The sequence below is a fragment of the Ruegeria sp. HKCCA4008 genome (assembly GCF_013033125.1).
GTDB lineage: Bacteria > Pseudomonadota > Alphaproteobacteria > Rhodobacterales > Rhodobacteraceae > Ruegeria.
Genome location: NZ_WQDM01000005.1, coordinates 260,625 through 276,427, shown reverse-complemented (window position 1 = coordinate 276,427; position 15,803 = coordinate 260,625). Strand labels below are relative to the sequence as shown.

14 protein-coding genes and 1 tRNA gene are annotated in these 15,803 nt (G+C 56.4%); 6 read left to right on the top strand and 9 right to left on the bottom strand.

Features of this window, described 5'->3' with window-relative positions; translation table 11 throughout:
* The first annotated feature begins 3 nt into the window (after nt 1-3).
* From GOW60_RS13565 to GOW60_RS13550, 4 genes are read left to right on the top strand one after another with little or no spacing between them, the layout of a single operon-like run.
* Entirely contained in the window at nt 4-1,029 is a 1,026-nt protein-coding gene (locus GOW60_RS13565; protein WP_171229687.1) for an ABC transporter substrate-binding protein, read from the top strand.
* Complete coding sequence (locus GOW60_RS13560) at nt 1,030-3,246, top strand: iron ABC transporter permease (protein WP_171229686.1); 2,217 nt, start codon at nt 1,030-1,032, stop codon at nt 3,244-3,246.
* The gene (locus tag GOW60_RS13555; RefSeq protein WP_171229685.1) at nt 3,243-4,313 is read left to right on the top strand and encodes an ABC transporter ATP-binding protein; all 1,071 of its coding nucleotides are present in this window, start codon (nt 3,243-3,245) and stop codon (nt 4,311-4,313) included. The genes GOW60_RS13560 and GOW60_RS13555 overlap by 4 nt, the downstream gene beginning before the upstream one ends.
* Nucleotides 4,314-4,880 (top strand): histidine phosphatase family protein, encoded by a 567-nt coding sequence (locus GOW60_RS13550; RefSeq protein WP_171229684.1) that lies wholly within the window; start codon nt 4,314-4,316, stop codon nt 4,878-4,880.
* 3 nt (nt 4,881-4,883) lie between these two features.
* Here the strand turns inward: GOW60_RS13550 and GOW60_RS13545 are convergent, their stop codons facing one another.
* Together GOW60_RS13545 and GOW60_RS13540 are read right to left on the bottom strand one after the other, a co-directional pair.
* Nucleotides 4,884-5,675, bottom strand: a complete 792-nt coding sequence (locus tag GOW60_RS13545; RefSeq protein ID WP_171229683.1) for an inositol monophosphatase family protein — start codon at nt 5,673-5,675, stop codon at nt 4,884-4,886.
* 351 nt (nt 5,676-6,026) lie between these two features.
* Nucleotides 6,027-6,112, bottom strand: a tRNA-Leu gene (locus GOW60_RS13540).
* A 386-nt stretch (nt 6,113-6,498) separates the two neighbouring features.
* Here GOW60_RS13540 and GOW60_RS13535 point away from each other — a divergent pair.
* Complete coding sequence (locus tag GOW60_RS13535; protein WP_171229682.1) at nt 6,499-7,425, top strand: MBL fold metallo-hydrolase; 927 nt, start codon at nt 6,499-6,501, stop codon at nt 7,423-7,425.
* Entirely contained in the window at nt 7,422-8,366 is a 945-nt protein-coding gene (locus GOW60_RS13530) for an MBL fold metallo-hydrolase (protein ID WP_171229681.1), read from the top strand. The genes GOW60_RS13535 and GOW60_RS13530 overlap by 4 nt, the downstream gene beginning before the upstream one ends.
* Nucleotide 8,367: 1 nt before the next feature.
* Here the strand turns inward: GOW60_RS13530 and GOW60_RS13525 are convergent, their stop codons facing one another.
* The 7 genes from GOW60_RS13525 to soxC form a co-directional block, all read right to left on the bottom strand.
* Nucleotides 8,368-9,426, bottom strand: a complete 1,059-nt coding sequence (locus tag GOW60_RS13525) for a YeeE/YedE family protein (RefSeq protein WP_171229680.1) — start codon at nt 9,424-9,426, stop codon at nt 8,368-8,370.
* Nucleotides 9,427-9,484: 58 nt separating this feature from the next.
* Nucleotides 9,485-10,708: a 5-aminolevulinate synthase gene (gene hemA, locus GOW60_RS13520; RefSeq protein ID WP_171229679.1), complete on the bottom strand. Its 1,224-nt coding sequence runs from the start codon at nt 10,706-10,708 to the stop codon at nt 9,485-9,487.
* Nucleotide 10,709: 1 nt separating this feature from the next.
* Nucleotides 10,710-11,144 (bottom strand): DUF302 domain-containing protein, encoded by a 435-nt coding sequence (locus GOW60_RS13515; RefSeq protein ID WP_171229678.1) that lies wholly within the window; start codon nt 11,142-11,144, stop codon nt 10,710-10,712.
* Nucleotides 11,145-11,225: 81 nt separating this feature from the next.
* On the bottom strand, nt 11,226-12,488 hold the full coding sequence (locus GOW60_RS13510) for an NAD(P)/FAD-dependent oxidoreductase (protein ID WP_171229677.1): 1,263 nt from the start codon (nt 12,486-12,488) through the stop codon (nt 11,226-11,228).
* A 24-nt stretch (nt 12,489-12,512) separates the two neighbouring features.
* Complete coding sequence (locus GOW60_RS13505) at nt 12,513-13,220, bottom strand: c-type cytochrome (RefSeq protein ID WP_171229676.1); 708 nt, start codon at nt 13,218-13,220, stop codon at nt 12,513-12,515.
* 2 nt (nt 13,221-13,222) lie between these two features.
* Nucleotides 13,223-14,548 (bottom strand): c-type cytochrome, encoded by a 1,326-nt coding sequence (locus GOW60_RS13500; protein ID WP_171229675.1) that lies wholly within the window; start codon nt 14,546-14,548, stop codon nt 13,223-13,225.
* Nucleotides 14,532-15,794 (bottom strand): sulfite dehydrogenase, encoded by a 1,263-nt coding sequence (gene soxC / locus GOW60_RS13495; protein ID WP_171229674.1) that lies wholly within the window; start codon nt 15,792-15,794, stop codon nt 14,532-14,534. Before soxC ends, GOW60_RS13500 begins: the two co-directional genes overlap by 17 nt.
* Between the last annotated feature and the right edge of the window lie 9 nt (nt 15,795-15,803).

Genomic DNA, 15,803 nt, shown 5'->3' with positions numbered 1-15,803 from the left:
AAAATGAGGAAATTGATATCCACCACGGTTGGATCGGTGATCGCCCTGGCTGCGTCACTGTCGGCGGCACAGGCCGACAAGCTGACACTTTATTGTTCGGCGCAAGAAGACTGGTGCCAACTGATGGCGCGCAGCTTTGAAGATGCGACGGGCATCGACGTCAACATGACCCGGAAGTCATCAGGGGAAACCTTTGCACAAATACGCGCCGAAAGCTCGAACCCGAAAGGAGACGTTTGGTGGGGTGGTACGGGTGATCCGCATTTGCAGGCCGCCGAAGAGGGCCTGACGATGGAATACATTTCGCCGATGCGCGACCAACTTCATGATTGGGCGATATCCCAGGCAGAAAGCGCGGGCAACAGAACGATCGGCATCTATTCGGGCGCACTTGGCTACGGCTACAATTCCGATCTTATCGCTGCAAACAACCTGCCCGAACCGGCCTGTTGGAAAGACCTGCTGAAGCCCGAATACAAGGGCCACGTTCAGATGGCGAATCCGAACTCATCAGGTACGGCCTATACCACGCTGGCGTCGATGGTTCAGATCTTTGGCGAGGATGAAGGCTTTGAGTTCATGAAAGGTCTGCATTCGAACATCAACCAATATACCAAGTCCGGATCCGCGCCGATCAAGGCGGCCGGTCGTGGTGAGAACACCATTGGTATCGTCTTCATGCATGACGCCGTGAAGCAGGCCGTTTCAGGATTCCCGATTAAGGTCGTCGCGCCATGCGAGGGCACGGGATACGAAATCGGCTCGATGTCGATTATTGAAGGGGCGCGCAACGTAGAAGAGGCAAAAAAGTTCTATGACTGGGCGCTGTCTCCAGAAGCTCAGAATCTTGCTCTTCAGGTCAACGCGTTTCAGGTACCGTCGAACAAGAACGCAAAAACTTCGGAGAGCGCGCCAGACATGAGTCAGATCAAGCTGATTGATTATGACTTCAAAAAGTATGGGTCCTCGGACGAACGGAAGCGTCTGTTGCAGAAATGGGACGAAGAGGTTTCGACTCTGCCGCAGTAAATGACTGACCGGACTTCAAAAACGACCCATCCGGTCCTGATCTTCTGGATCACGGCCGGGTGGGTCGGATTCTGCCTGTTGCCCTGGTATATGGTCGACGGCGGCCTTTGGTCGTTCGAGTGGCTTTTGGACGGCTATCCATTCGATGGGGATTACGCCCCCGCTGCGTTTCTGATTGGGCAAGGTGAAAAACTTTGGCTCGCGCCGCTTTTGATCGCACTGGCCCTGCCGCTTCTGGTGTTGAAGCGCGCTAAATCTGATCCAGTTTACGCCCGCATACTGATCCTGTCAGGGGCGCTTGGCTTTGGCTGGCTGATCGCTCAGGGGTTCAGCATTGGCATCAGAGGTTTCAACTTCAATTGGCTGGAGGCGATGTTTGGCGAACTTGGCGACCTTCAGTTCGGCATGGGCTATGGCGCGATGATATGCGCCTCGAGCTTTCTGTTCCTGCTTACTCAGGGGATTGCGGCAAGGGGTGCCATTAACGGTGACGTCTTTGTCGTAAGCGCCATCGGGGGCGTTATTACAATTGTCACCGCGTTTGTCTTTTTTCCCATCGCGAAGATGCTTTTCGCTGCCTTCATCACCGAAGACGGCGCGTATTCCATCGCGGTCTTCTTCTCGAAGTTTTTCGATGATCGATTGTGGGGTCTGGGGTGTTTTCAGGGCGCGCGTTGTGGCGCCGCCTGGAATTCACTGTTCCTCGCCATCCTCGTTGGCGTCATCACCACGGTTCTTGGTCTTTGCTTTGCACTTGTCGTGACGCGCTCAGGCTTTCGCTACAAGCGCGCGCTGCGGGCTCTGACCGTTCTGCCAATAATCACCCCGCCATTCGTGATCGGCCTGGCGCTGATCCTGCTTTTTGGCCTGTCCGGCTCTGTCACCCGGTTCGTTGCCGAACTGTTCGGCACGCAACCGACACGTTGGCTTTACGGAATGCCGGGCATCCTGATCGCGCAGACACTCGCGTTTACACCAATTGCGTTTCTTGTTCTGATCGGTGTGGTTGAAGGTGTCTCTCCGTCGATGGAAGAAGCGGCGCAAACGCTCCGCGCCAGCAGATGGCAGACATTCAAGACGGTTTCCTTGCCCCTGATGCGGCCGGGTCTTGCGAATGCATTTCTTCTGGGCTTCATCGAAAGCATGGCCGATTTCGGAAATCCGCTTGTATTGGGCGGGAATTTCGACGTGCTTTCGACCGAGATATTCTTTGCCATCGTCGGCGCTCAGTACGATCAGGGCAGGGCCGCGGTTCTGGCCATGGTGCTGCTGTTCTTCACTCTTTCCGCCTTTTACGCGCAGCGCGTCTGGCTGGGGAAGAAAAGCTATACAACCGTCACCGGCAAAGGGGATGCCGGCGTTCATCCACTGATGCCCACTGGACTTTCTGTTCCGGTACTGCTCATCGCTCTGGGCTGGGCGCTGTTCACAATTGTTGTCTACGCGATGATCATCTACGGCAGTGTTGTCGAGCTGTGGGGCGTCGATAACTCGCTGACGATCAAACACTATATCACTGCATTCTCGGTCCGCTTCGAAGAAGAGGGTATTCGCTGGACCGGGGCAGCTTGGGACAGTTTCTGGACCACCATAACCATCGCGGCCATTGCTGCGCCATTGACTGCCGCCGTTGGCCTGGTGACCGCCTATCTGCTGACAAGACAAAGCTTTGCAGGCAAGAACGCTTTCGAATTTGGAACAATGCTGTCCTTCGCCATCCCCGGGACAGTGATCGGCGTCAGCTACATCCTGGCCTTCAACGTTCCGCCAATTGAAATCACGGGTACGGGTGTCATTCTCGTTGTCAGCTTCATCTTCCGCAATATGCCGGTCGGCGTTCGTGCGGGGATCGCGAGCATGTCGCAGCTTGACCGCAGCCTTGATGAATCCTCGCTGACCCTTGGTGCAAACTCGTGGCAGACGTTCCGAAACATCATTCTGCCGCTGTTGCGCCCTGCGATACTTGCCGCGCTTGTGTACAGCTTTGTGCGCGCCATGACGGCGATCTCGGCCGTCATCTTTCTGGTCAGTGCAGAATATGACATGGCGACCAGCTACATCATCGGTCGGGTCGAGAACAACGACTATGGCCTTGCGATCGCCTATTCGACGACGCTGATCTTCGTGATGCTCGCGGCGGTCGGCTTATTGCAACTTCTCGTCGGTCGGGTCCAGATTGGCCGACGCACGCAGCACGGAACGGAGACATCGCCATGACCGACACCAAAATCGGTTCCAAGGCTGCCCCAGTACGCTTTGAGAACGTGTCGAAAGTGTTCGGCAAGGATGTCGTCGCTGTCGACAACATCAACCTGAACGTCGAGGCTGGGAAACTCGTCACACTGCTTGGCCCGTCAGGCTGTGGGAAAACAACGACTCTGCGCATGATTGCCGGGTTGGAAATGGCAAGCTCGGGCAAGATCCTGATCGGAGATCGGGACGTGACCAAGTTGCCTGCCACCGACCGTGACGTATCCATGGTGTTCCAGTCATATGCGCTTTTCCCTCACATGAGCGTGCTGGAAAACGTGATGTATGGCCTCACATTCTCGGGCTTTGCAAAGGATGAAGCCCGCAGCCGCGCTCTGAATGGATTGGAACTGGTTGGCCTTCAGGGGTTCGACAGCCGTCTTCCCTCTGAACTTTCAGGGGGTCAACAACAGCGTGTCGCAGTCGCCCGCGCGCTGGTTCTTGAGCCGCAGGTTCTGCTGTTCGACGAGCCGCTGTCCAACCTCGATGCCAAGCTTCGCCGTCAGGTGCGAGAGGATATTCGGGCAATCCAGCAAGATCTTGGTTTGACAGTTGTCTACGTGACCCACGATCAGGAGGAGGCACTGGCGGTCTCGGATGAAATTGTTGTCATGCGCAATGCAGCAATCGCCCAAATGGGCACCCCACGCCAGCTTTACGATGCCCCGAACGACCGATTTGTCGCCGATTTCATAGGCGAGGCAAATCTTTTGGAGTGCCAAATCGTCGAAATCAACGGCGACGCGGCAACGATAGAAATAGAAGGCTACCGCCACACGCTCCCACGTCGCGGATTGTCCGAAGGAGCTGCGACCATCGCCGTGCGCCCCTCACGTCTGATCATCGGCTCAGACCAAGGCATCCCAGCCACGGTGGCCAAGGCGACCTATGTTGGCGTTCGGATGGAATATACGCTGACTGGTGAATTCGGTCAGGTTTTTGCCGTACACGATGACGTCGATGCGCCGCTTGATCCTGGCACCGAAATCAAAATGGGCTTTGCTGACAAAGGCCCCGTTCTTTTGCCGGATTAAATGCCGAAACTCATTCTCATCTCGCACCCCGAGGTTTCTGTCGATCCGGCCGTCCCGATAACAGAGTGGGGCTTGAATGCTGTGGGCCGCAAACGCGCTACTGAATTTGCATCCAGTGAAGTCTTGTCCAACGTGACGCAGATCTGGACCAGTGGCGAGCGGAAGGCCCGCGAAACAGGTGAGATTCTTGCTGCACCACGAGCGCTACCCGTGAATTGCAACTTGAGTCTTGGTGAGAACGACCGCAGCGCAACCGGTTACTTGCCTCGGGACGATTTCGAGGCCGCGACCGATGCTTTCTTTGCTCAGCCGGATACGAGCTATCGCGGTTGGGAAACAGCTGTCGAGGCGCAGAGACGCATTCATCGCGCAGTAACAGAGATAATCCAGACGCATCATGCCGGCGATCTTGCAATCGCGACACACGGGGCAGTAGGCACATTGCTTTGGTGCGCATTTTCGGATTGTTCGATAGACCGCAAGTATGACCAGCCCTCACAAGGCCATTTCTGGCAGGCTGATCTAGCGACACTCAAACCTGATTCAGGTTGGGTCTCTTTGACTTAGACGTTAAGCGCTCCAAGCGTTTTCTGCGATTTCACGCAACGTCTCGAACACATCTGGCGTGCCTGCGATCACGCGTCCGCCGTCTCGGATCATCGCATCGGCGTTCTGATCCTCGACAACGCCGCCCGCTTCCGCGACCAGCAATTGCCCAGCCAGACAATCCCAAGCATTCATGTGTTCCTCGACGTAACCCAAAAGGCGTCCGGCAGCGACGTAAGCCAATGAAAGCGCTCCGCTGGCATTTCTGTGAAACATCGCCCCGTGTTCGATCAGATTCTCGACCACGGGTAAAACATGACGGCTTTCAATCCGGTTCGAGTATCCTACGGCCACAGTACCGTCGCGCAACGGCACTCCTGAAGCGACGCGTATCGGTGATCCGTTAAGTGTCGCTGTTTCTCCGCGCGTTGCGACAAATGTTTCATCCACGTTTGGATCATGGATCACGCCAATCTCCGTTTGGCCGTTGGTGACACCGGCGAGAACAATGGTCCATGCTGGAATACCGTTCACGAAATTCGTGGTTCCATCAATTGGATCAATAACCCAGTCAAAGCCACTCTCTCCCGCTACCGCGCCATGTTCTTCACCGTAAACGCCATCTTTGGGCCAAGCTTCCGCGATCTTTTGACGAATGAAAGTCTCGACGCTCCTGTCCGCCTCGCTGACCCAGTCCTGAGCGCCTTTTTGATCAACGACAAGATTGACCCGATCTGCAAAGAACTTTTTGGCCACTACCCCAGCCTGCCTGCAGATTTCGGTGGCAAAGTCTCTGCGTTCTGAAAGTCGGGACATAAGTGCTCCTTTTTCGGTTGGAGAGTTGCCCAGCAACACTGTAGGCCAAGCGAAGACCAGGCTCCAGACTGATCGAGTTTCAGAGCCTATGCGTTCCTCCCTGGATCATTAGTGAATGGTCTACACGCCATTTCAATCGGATCAATCGTTCTTGTGCACCGAGAAAGACCGCAAATTGATGTTTCACCAGGGCACAGGCGTCAATCTGGCGAAGGTTGCTGAACTGGAAAATCTAATCGAAGAAAAGGCCGCCTGATTGGCAAGCATACCTCAACAAGTGTGGGGCAGAATGTGGGGCACGAAAGTTGCCATATTTTATTTGTTTTTTTCAAAAACGCTAATACGGTTTTTTGGTGCGGGCGGTGGGACTCGAACCCACACGGGCATACGCCCTTCAGATTTTAAGTCTGATATGTCTACCATTCCATCACGCCCGCACGGCGCAGCCCCTGGGGCCGTGCAATTTCCTTACAAGCACAGCGGGATGAGAACAATGCGCTTTGACGCAGATGGGCCGGGATTTTTCGGTGGAATGCCGTGTCTGCCATCGCCGTCGTTCTGCGGCTGGGCCCCTCCCCTGTTTCGAGGTCACGTAACAATCGCCTTTCCGACGTCATCCCTTCCTCGGCAATCCATCTTCGCGCGGATTGTTCTGCGCGTTCACTTTGCGCATGACCTTGGTGTCGTGTTCATTTGCCACCACTGAAAACCGTTCTTCGCCCAATCACAAAGAAGACCCGGCCGGTTTTCCAACTTCTTGGAATGATCCTTTGTTGGTACTTCCATCGTTTACAAATAATAATATTCATTTTAATGATTGCGTATGAGTGGAATTTCTTTGTCCCGACGCAGCTTCCTGTTCAATGCCACGTGTCTTGCGGCACTTGGAGCTCAAGCCAGGATCGTGCAGGCAGAGCTGCGGCTCGGACCTTCAGCCCGAATTACGACCGTGTCAGACGGACACCTGTTATTGCCACCTGATGTTGTTTTCGGAGCCATGCCCAAAGAGGAGGTCGAGCAAATCCTGACCCGCACTCAAGCGGACGCGACCAAGTACGAGCCAGAGTGCAACGTCACGCTTTATCGAGATGATGAAAACACCGTGCTGTTCGATGCTGGAGCGGGGCCGGACTTCATGCCCACATCGGGCAAACTGATGGAAACTTTTGAAGCAATCGGTCTGTCGCCCGAAAGTGTCACGCATGTGGTTTTCACCCACGCGCACCCGGATCATATCTGGGGTGTTCTGGATGATTTCGACGACCTGCTTTTCCCAAATGCGACGCACCTCATTGGGCGCAAAGAATGGGATTATTGGTGGAACCCCTCAACGGTGGACACGATAGGTGAAGATCGCACCGCGTTCGCGGCCGGTGCAAAACGGCGATTGGAAGCAATTGAAGATCAGGTCGCGTTCTTCGAGGATGGGCAAGAGATACTTCCGGGCATTGCGGCACGGGCAAGCTTTGGGCACACGCCCGGTCACATGGCTTTTGAGCTTCGAAATGGGAATGAGTCCGTGATGGTCGTCGGCGACGCGCTGGGGAATCCGCACGTGGCCTTTGAGCACCCCGATTGGCACAGTGGAACGGATCAGGATCCCCAGGTCGCCGCAGCTGCGCGTTACTCTCTGCTGGATCAGGTTTCCGAAGAAAAAAAGAGAATAATTGGCTTCCACTTGCCGAACGGTGGAATTGGCCGCGTCGAAAAGACCGGTTCGGCCTACAGATTCATTGGAGAGGCGTCATGATACGATCATTCGTGATTGCGGTTGCTTTCGTCGCACCAGCTTGGGCAAGCGAGGATATTGCAGACCAGTATCCGCAAAGCGTTCTGTATTCCAAGCCGGTCGAATTCATCCCTGGCGTCTATTCCGGCATTGGCGCAACCGCTCCGCCGACCTACGAAAACTCTGGTCACAACAACAACCTGAGCTTCATCGTAACAGGTGAGGGCGTGGTCGTTGTCAACGGCGGTGCCGCCTATGTCCTTGCCGAGGCCCTTCACAAGGAAATTCAGGCGATTACGGATCAGCCGGTCACGCTTGTCTTCAACGAGAACGGTCAGGGGCACGCGATGCTTGGCAATGCCTACTGGTCGGAAATCGGGGTTCCAATCGTCGCCCATTCGGATGCAGCAGCTGAGTTCGAGGAATATGGCCCTCAGATTCTGGAGGGCATGAAACGATACAATCAGGACAAGGCAGAGGGCACGTTTCTGGCAGGCCCAACCGAGACATTCGATGATGAATACGTGATTGAGATGGGCGACTTCCGGATCGAGGCCAAATACCTCGGACCGGCCCACAGCCCCGGCGATATCTCGATCTGGTTGCCGAACCAAAGCCTTGTCATCGCAGGTGACATGGCATTCCACGAGCGCATGCTGCCGATCTTTCAGGATACCTATACCGCGGATTGGCTGGAAACCTGGGACAACGAGTTCGAGGCTTTGAATGCCACATATGTCATACCCGGGCACGGTCATCCCACGAATATGGATCAGGTGCGCCGCTATACGCGCGATTACCTGCTGTATCTACGAACCAGGATTCAAGAACATATGGATGCGGGCGGCGATCTGACCGAAGCCTATTATGTCGATCAGTCCCCCTATGCCCATCTGGACGCGTTCGAGGAGCTGGCAACCAAGAACGCCGGGCGCGTTTTCGAACAGATGGAGTTCGAGTAAGTCAGGAATGCTGCAATACCGGCAGCCGCATCAAAAACCTGTGCGTTCCTATCGCCCCAACCCACATGAAGAAAACGGCAAGCCAGGCTGTCAATGACAGGGCGGACCCGCCTGAAAGTCCGGCGCCCACGGCGCAACCTCCGGCCAGCATCGCCCCGAACCCCATGAGGACAGCTCCGACGAGGTACCGTTCCATCGGAGTGTCCGAGCCAAAACGCTCGATCCCCCACTCACCGGAAATGATGGCAGATCCTGCTGCGCCAATGGCCACGCCCGGCACAAGACCGATACCGAAAGACAGCACCACATTTCGCTCTGCAACCAACGCCATCAGCGTATCAGTGGCCGGACCGGTAAAAGTCACCGAAGACACGGGTACGACCTCAAAGGATGCCTGCGCGATGGAAAACGTCATGAACCATCCAAGCGCCACTGCCCCGCCAACTCCGGCGGCTGTCACGATCTTTGCAAGCGCGACTTTCCTGTGAAGGGCAAACACGATCGACAGGACAAATCCAATTGCGGCAACGGCCGAATAGACCGATGGGGGGAACCCCATTATTTCTGCAAGATCGCGCTCTGCGCCTCCTGAGATTGTCCACAGACCGGAAATCGCTTCACGGGCCGGGCTGAGAACGCCTGTGTAGGCGGCCTGAGCCACCAAAGTCAAAATCAACCCTGTCACAAGTGCACGCAGATTGCCGCACGATGCCAACACCAGCAGGCGAGATGCACATCCACGCGCAAGAACCATTCCGATGCCAAACATCGCCCCACCAAAAACCGCACCGCTAAGGCTGCCGGTTGACGCGATCGCGCGTGCCTCGGAAAGGTCCAGCAATTCAAGCGAGACAAGCGCCTGTACCAGCGTCAGTGCCGCGGTAAAGGCAATCAGCCAAACCGCCAGGCGGGGGCCAAACTTACCTTCGGCGACTTCCACAGTCGATGCGCGCAAACAAAAATGGGACTTCTGAGCCGTCACGCCGAACAAGATACCGACCAGCACTCCGGCAAACGCCAGGGTGCCCGGGTCTCCCAGCAAATCGATGAGCCTCTCCATGGACAGAAACTCTCACTTCGTTGCGTGTGCGTCCTTGTCTTTGGTCAATTCGTCAGTGTCATTGCGCAGCCATTGGCGTTCGTGCCAATTGGCATTGCGTCCACAACTCGCCCAATGCAGATGCCAGACGTTCCACGTCTTCACAGGTGTGCACCGGCGACGGCGTAATCCGCAGACGTTCCGTTCCTTTGGGGACAGTTGGATAGTTGATGGGCTGGATGTAGATCCCATAGTCACGCATCAGCACATCCGAAATGAATCGACACTTGACCGGATCGCCGACCATGACCGGAATGATATGGCTTGGGTTGGGTGTATGGGGAATACCCAGATCGTCCAGCCTGTCCCGGACGTCGCGCACGCGCTTTTTGTGCTGTTGCCGCTCTGCATTGCTTTGCTTCAGGTGCTTCACCGAAGCCGCAGCACCTGCCGCCACGGCCGGAGGCAAAGCAGTGGTGAAAATAAACCCGCTGGCAAAGGACCTGACAAAGTCGACAAGCTCCTTCGACGCCGCGATGTATCCGCCGACAACGCCGAACGCCTTGCCCAAAGTCCCTTCAATCACGGTCAGGCGGTCCATCAGGCCCTCGCGCTCGGCGATGCCACCGCCGCGCGGACCGTACAGCCCGACCGCGTGAACCTCATCCAGATAGGTCATCGCGCCATATTGGTCCGCCAGATCACAGATCTCGGCAATCGGTGCAATATCGCCATCCATGGAATAGACGCTTTCAAACGCGATCAGCTTGGGCGCATTTGCAGGCAAGTCCGCAAGTTGCCTTTCAAGGTCTTCAAGATCGTTGTGCTTCCAGATCCGCTTTTGACAACGGCTGTGACGAATCCCCTCGATCATCGAGGCATGGTTCAATTCGTCGGACAGAACCGTGATGCCGGGGATGCGGGACGCCAAGGTTCCCAACGCAGCCCAATTGGATACATAGCCGGACGTGAACAGCAATGCTGCGTCCTTGCCGTGAAGGTCCGCAAGCTCCTGCTCCAACAGCACATGTTCGTGCGTGGTCCCCGAGATATTCCGCGTCCCACCGGCACCTGCACCGCATTTGTCGATCGCCTCGTGCATGGCCGCAAGAACCTTGGGATGCTGTCCCATTCCAAGATAGTCGTTCGAGCACCAGACAGTGACTTTTTCGGGACCACCCCCTGCGTAACTGCGCGCCTTAGGAAACGCGCCGCACTGACGTTCGAGGTCAGCAAAAATCCGGTAGTTTCCTTCCTGTTTCAGTTGATCTAGTTGATCTCGAAAATACTGCCGGTAGTTCATTTCAATCCCCAACGGCCTCTTCAACGATTCCAGACAACAGGGTCTGGACCTTTTGCATTGGGCCATCCGGATAGCTTCGGTATCCGACCTTCACCCCGTCATCGTCCTCGGCCACGAAAATCCCGTATGGGCAATAGCCGATATTCATCGGATCAGCTTCCATCACCTCTCGCGAAATCTTTGCCGAGCAAAAAATAAAGATGTCCGCCGCCGCGAATATCTGTTTGTCGCTGCCGACATCAGCGCCCGTTCGGTTCAACATTTCGCCAACGTGGCTCACATAGTCGATGACCAGCCCCTGCCCGACAATGGCGGATTCGACCGCGAAGGTGGCATCATCAAAACTTCCGTCAAAGGGGGTCGTGATGATATCCTCGGCAAGCCCTAGACTGGCAGTGACCGCAAAAAACGCGGCCGTGATGATTAAGTGTTTCATGATCTTGATCCTCCTCCTGAGCCGCAGTTTCTCAGATTGAGCTTCGGGGGCTTTGACCCGTGTCAAAACCCCCGAAAATTTCTATCCAAACATGTCCGAGGTGATACCGGCATACCAACCCAGCGACTCTTCATACGTTGCTTTTCTCAGATTGGCATCTTCGCCGGTCTGGCTGATGAAGCCGTCCACCTTGGCGATTTTTTCCGGCGTCGCCTCGTAGGTTGCGCCAACCTTCACGCCATCATCCGTGTCGATCAGCGACCAGCAGGTGTTGGAGAACTTGGCCGGGAACACCTTGGATCCGGTCAACGCGCCCCGCACGGCATTCGCGCACACTTTCGCCTGACTGTTGGCCGAGAAACCCGATTTCGGCATGTCACCCTGCTGGCTGGCATCGCCCAGGACATAGATGTCCGGATCCGCCTTGGAGGACATGTCTGCGGCGTTCACCGGCGCCCAGTTGCCTTCGGTCACTCCGGCCATTTCGGCAATGCGTCCGGCTTTCATCGCCGGGATCACGTTGCAGACGTCGACTTTGGTCTCTTCTCCGTCGATGGTCACCGTCATCGCGTCCGGGTTTACCGAGACATTGCCACCACCGAAGTCTTCACCAATCCAGTCGACCATGCCTTCGTAATGGTTTGCCCAGCCTTCCTGGAACAATGCCATCTTCGAAAACTTCGGCTTCGGATCCGCCACGATGATTTTCGCGGTGGGATTGTTTGCTTTCAGAACATGCGCAACCATCGAGACCCTCTCATAGGGTCCGGGCGGGCAGCGGTACGGGTTCGGTGGTGCAACCATCGCAAAAGTACCGCCTTCGGGCATCGCCATGATCTGAGCTTTCAGAAGCTCTGTCTGCGAGCCGGCCTTGTACGCATGCGGCATCTTGTTTTGCGCCGAGACGTCCCAGCCTTCAACAGCCCCGTCGACAAAATCGATACCCGGGCTGAGGATCAGTTTGTCATACGGGACCGAGCCCCCCCCGGCCAAGGATACAGTCTTGGCATCGCGGTCAACACCGATGGCCCAATCGTGGACCACGTTTATCCCATAGTCGGCAGCAAGCGTTCCATAGCTGTGCGCGATATCTGAAAGTTCCTGGAACCCTCCAAGATACAGGTTCGAGAAGAAGCAGGTGTAGTAAGTCCGCGACGGCTCGATCAGCGTCACGTCGATCTCACCTTTGCTGTCCTTCGCAATGTAACGGGCAGCCGTAGCGCCGCCTGCACCGCCGCCGACAACAACGACCCGGGGCTTGCCCTGAGCCAGAACCATCGGCGCAGATAATCCGGCTGCCGCCACCCCGGCGGCTCCTAGAAATGTACGTCTATTGAGTGTCATCGCGTTTCCTCCCCTTAGGCACAATTACTCTGGGTTATTGAAATATGCGGCCAACGCCGCAATCTCGTCGTTGCTCAGCCTTCCGGCGATCATTTGCATAACCGGGTGTGGCCGCTTTTTGTCCTTGTATGCGTGCATGGCGACGACAAAATCCTCGTCGGGCCAATACACGATCGACGGGATACCTTCGTCACTTCCTTCGATCTGATGGCACGTCGTGCATTCGCTACTGAGATATGCGCCGTATTCGGGGTCTCCCTGAATCGCCAAGATCGCTGGATCGACGGAGTGGTCCGTGCCTTTCGCGGTTGGGTCCGCTTCGGGAATGTCCCGAGGGTTGTCTGAAAACCCCCGCAAATAAGCAATCACATTGGCCCGGTCTTCCGGGTCTTTCAGACCGCGAAAGCTCATCCTTGTGCCCGAGGCGAATGCACGTGGATTTTCGATATAGGCTGACAAGGTGTCAGCGTGCCATTCCAAACCCGAATTTCCCGCGCGCATAAGGCTCTTGGAATAATTGAAACCATCAAGACCCGCGGCCTTGCGCCCAAAGACACCATTCAGATGCGGGCCGATTTTGTTTTCCGCTCCTTCGCCAACCTGATGGCAGCCTTTGCATTTGGCGAACACTGTTTTCCCGGCCTCGGCATCACCAAGGTCTTCGGTTGCGAAGGTCGATGTGGCGAAAGCCGCCACAACCGCCGCGCACGCCAGTATGTCCGACCACCGCATGATCAGCTTCCGAACGATTTGAGGTAGACAATCACGGCCTCAACGTCGTCTGGCTTCCTGAGACCCGCAAAAGACATTCGCGTGCCCTTCATGTAATCCTTGGGTTTCGTCAGGAAGGCCGCCATTTCCTCATCCGTCCAGACAAGGCCGGCCTCGGCTGCGGCTTTCATTGCATTGGAGTATTTGAACCCCTCGACCGATCCTGCATTGGATCCGACAACCCCGTTCAATGCCGGCCCGGTGCCGTGCTTTGCACCTTCACCCACCTGATGGCAGGCTTTGCACTTCTTGAAGACTTTCGCTCCGGCGGCAACCAGTTCCGTTGCTTCGTCGGTCTCTTCGGCCTCTTGAACGGCTGGCTCCGCAGCGGCTTCTTCCTCGGGCTTGGGTGCCGCTGCCGGAATGAAAGACGGGCCGTCCGCAGTGAATGTCGGCAACCCCTCAACGGTGGCATCATTCATCACCGAGTTCGACCCACCTTCGGGCGGCGTCTCGACCAGAAAAACGGAACGCATCGTGACAGCGGCCTCTGCCTTGCAGTTTTCCATGCAAGGCTTTTTGCGCCATTCAGCATACTCGGTCTCGGGCCGTGTATCGACGACAAAACCGTCCTTGTTGTACATCTCGAATTCGGCGAAGTTTTCGTTGCTCAGTTCGAAATCGTCATCCACCAAATCATTTGAATACAGGATGTAGGCAACAATCGCATAGGTCTCATCCGCGGTCAAAGTGCCCGCCTCGCCAAATGGCATGGATCGGGAAATGTAATCCCAGGCAGTAGACAAATGCGGCCAGTATGACCCGACGGTCTTGACGGGATCTTCGTTTGCAAGCGTATCGAACCCACCGGCAAGAACGGGCCAGTTGTCCACACCTTCGGCAAACTCTCCGTGACAGGACGCGCAGCGGTCGGCAAACACTTCTTCCCCGGTCCAAACGTCGCCCGATCCGACAGGCAAGCCCCGCCCGTCCGGCAAAACGTCAACGTCCCAGGCCGCGATCTCTTCCTCCAGCGCAGGCCGTCCAAGCCCATAGGTGCCCTCGCGGCTGGGCGCAGGTGCGGTCAGGTTCGCGCCATTCGCGACCCGTTCCGCCGCGGCGGCCTGAATTTCCTGGACTTCGAGCTCAAGCTGGGCTGCTCGTTCGGCTTCTGCCTTCGCTTTTTCCTGTGCGGCTGCTGCGTGGGCCTCGACCTGACCAATCCGGGTTTCCAAAGTTTCGATCTTCGATTGGCCGAAGTTTCGGTTGGCAAACACCAACGCCCCCGCAAGCACCAACGCTGTGCCGCCGAATACGGGCAGGAAAACATGACTAAGAGACTTCGACATTCTCGGCGATCCCCTCTGCGCTTACGTACCACGTCTGGATACAATTGTTGTGATAGACCGAGTTTTCGCCGCGCTTTTCGCGCAGCTGGTCTTTGGTTGGCTGTACATAGCCGGTCTCATCCATTGCTCGGGCCTGTAGGAGCATAGGTGCCCCGTCCCAATTCGTGTCGAGATAGAAACGTGTCAAAGCCTTGGTGTCGCCCTGCTTGCCAAGGCGTGCCGTTTCCCACGTGATGCCGCCGTCCTTGGATACATCGACACGGGTAATCTGTCCGTGACCTGACCATGCAAGCCCTGAAATCACCAGCGGCCCGGGCCCATGTTTGATCGGCATTTGCGGGCTGGGCGAGGTTATGACGGATTTCGCATCCATCACCCAAGTCCATTTCTGGGCCGTGCCATCGGCATAGACATCGGTGTATTTCGACGTTTCTTCGCGGCTTTCGACCGCCCTGTCGACGACCTCGATCCGGCGCAGCCATTTGACCCACATGTTGCCTTCCCAGCCTGGCACGACCAGGCGCACAGGATAGCCATGTTCCATCCGCAGGGCCTCGCCATTTGCCTTGAAGGCCACCAACACATCATCCAGCGCTTTTTCCATCGGAATGGAGCGGCCATTGGACGACGCGTCCGCGCCCTCGACATAGACCCATTTGTCGGGCGAGATATCGGTGCCGGCCTCTTGCAACAGTGTGCGCAGCGGAACACCGGTGTATTCCATGTTGTGGATCATACCATGGGTGAATTGCACACCGTTGAGCTGCGCGCCTGCCCACTCCATCCCGGTATTCGCCGCGCATTCGCAGAAATACACGTGGTTTTCCCGCGGGAAACGTTCGATGTCGTCATACGTAAAGACAAGCGGGCGATCGACCAGCCCGTTGATCATCAGCCGATAGTCTTGCTTGCGCAACTCGATTGCGCCCGAGTGGTGCCGTTCAAAGGCGCAGCCCTGGGGTGTGATGGTACCATCAAGCGCGTGGATCGGCGTGAAGTTGATCGACGAAATCGGAGAGGCGGTCAGCCATTCCACATTGCGGCGCACGACATGGGATTCATAGCTGATCGGCATGCCATAGGGTGTCTCGTCAACGCCTGCACCCGTGTACGATGCCCAATCCTGAAGCTCTGTTATCAGGGGGTCGGGCGTTTCTGCCACTGCCGCACCTGCAACTGACCCCGCGGCGACCGCGGCACTGCCTTTCAGGAAGGCCCGGCGGGACGGTTTGAACGCGTCATCCATATCTCTTAG

Excerpts from the sequence above, each read along its gene's own strand:
- GOW60_RS13505 (WP_171229676.1), bottom strand. The coding sequence starts at position 13,220 with ATGCGGTGGTCGGACATACTGGCGTGCGCGGCGGTTGTGGCGGCTTTC.
- hemA (WP_171229679.1), bottom strand. The coding sequence starts at position 10,708 with ATGAACTACCGGCAGTATTTTCGAGATCAACTAGATCAACTGAAACAG.
- soxC (WP_171229674.1), bottom strand. The coding sequence starts at position 15,794 with ATGGATGACGCGTTCAAACCGTCCCGCCGGGCCTTCCTGAAAGGCAGT.
- GOW60_RS13525 (WP_171229680.1), bottom strand. The coding sequence starts at position 9,426 with ATGGAGAGGCTCATCGATTTGCTGGGAGACCCGGGCACCCTGGCGTTT.
- GOW60_RS13500 (WP_171229675.1), bottom strand. The coding sequence starts at position 14,548 with ATGTCGAAGTCTCTTAGTCATGTTTTCCTGCCCGTATTCGGCGGCACA.
- GOW60_RS13545 (WP_171229683.1), bottom strand. The coding sequence starts at position 5,675 with ATGTCCCGACTTTCAGAACGCAGAGACTTTGCCACCGAAATCTGCAGG.
- GOW60_RS13515 (WP_171229678.1), bottom strand. The coding sequence starts at position 11,144 with ATGAAACACTTAATCATCACGGCCGCGTTTTTTGCGGTCACTGCCAGT.
- GOW60_RS13555 (WP_171229685.1), top strand. The coding sequence starts at position 3,243 with ATGACCGACACCAAAATCGGTTCCAAGGCTGCCCCAGTACGCTTTGAG.
- GOW60_RS13560 (WP_171229686.1), top strand. The coding sequence starts at position 1,030 with ATGACTGACCGGACTTCAAAAACGACCCATCCGGTCCTGATCTTCTGG.
- GOW60_RS13535 (WP_171229682.1), top strand. The coding sequence starts at position 6,499 with ATGAGTGGAATTTCTTTGTCCCGACGCAGCTTCCTGTTCAATGCCACG.
- GOW60_RS13550 (WP_171229684.1), top strand. The coding sequence starts at position 4,314 with ATGCCGAAACTCATTCTCATCTCGCACCCCGAGGTTTCTGTCGATCCG.
- GOW60_RS13510 (WP_171229677.1), bottom strand. The coding sequence starts at position 12,488 with ATGACACTCAATAGACGTACATTTCTAGGAGCCGCCGGGGTGGCGGCA.
- GOW60_RS13565 (WP_171229687.1), top strand. The coding sequence starts at position 4 with ATGAGGAAATTGATATCCACCACGGTTGGATCGGTGATCGCCCTGGCT.
- GOW60_RS13530 (WP_171229681.1), top strand. The coding sequence starts at position 7,422 with ATGATACGATCATTCGTGATTGCGGTTGCTTTCGTCGCACCAGCTTGG.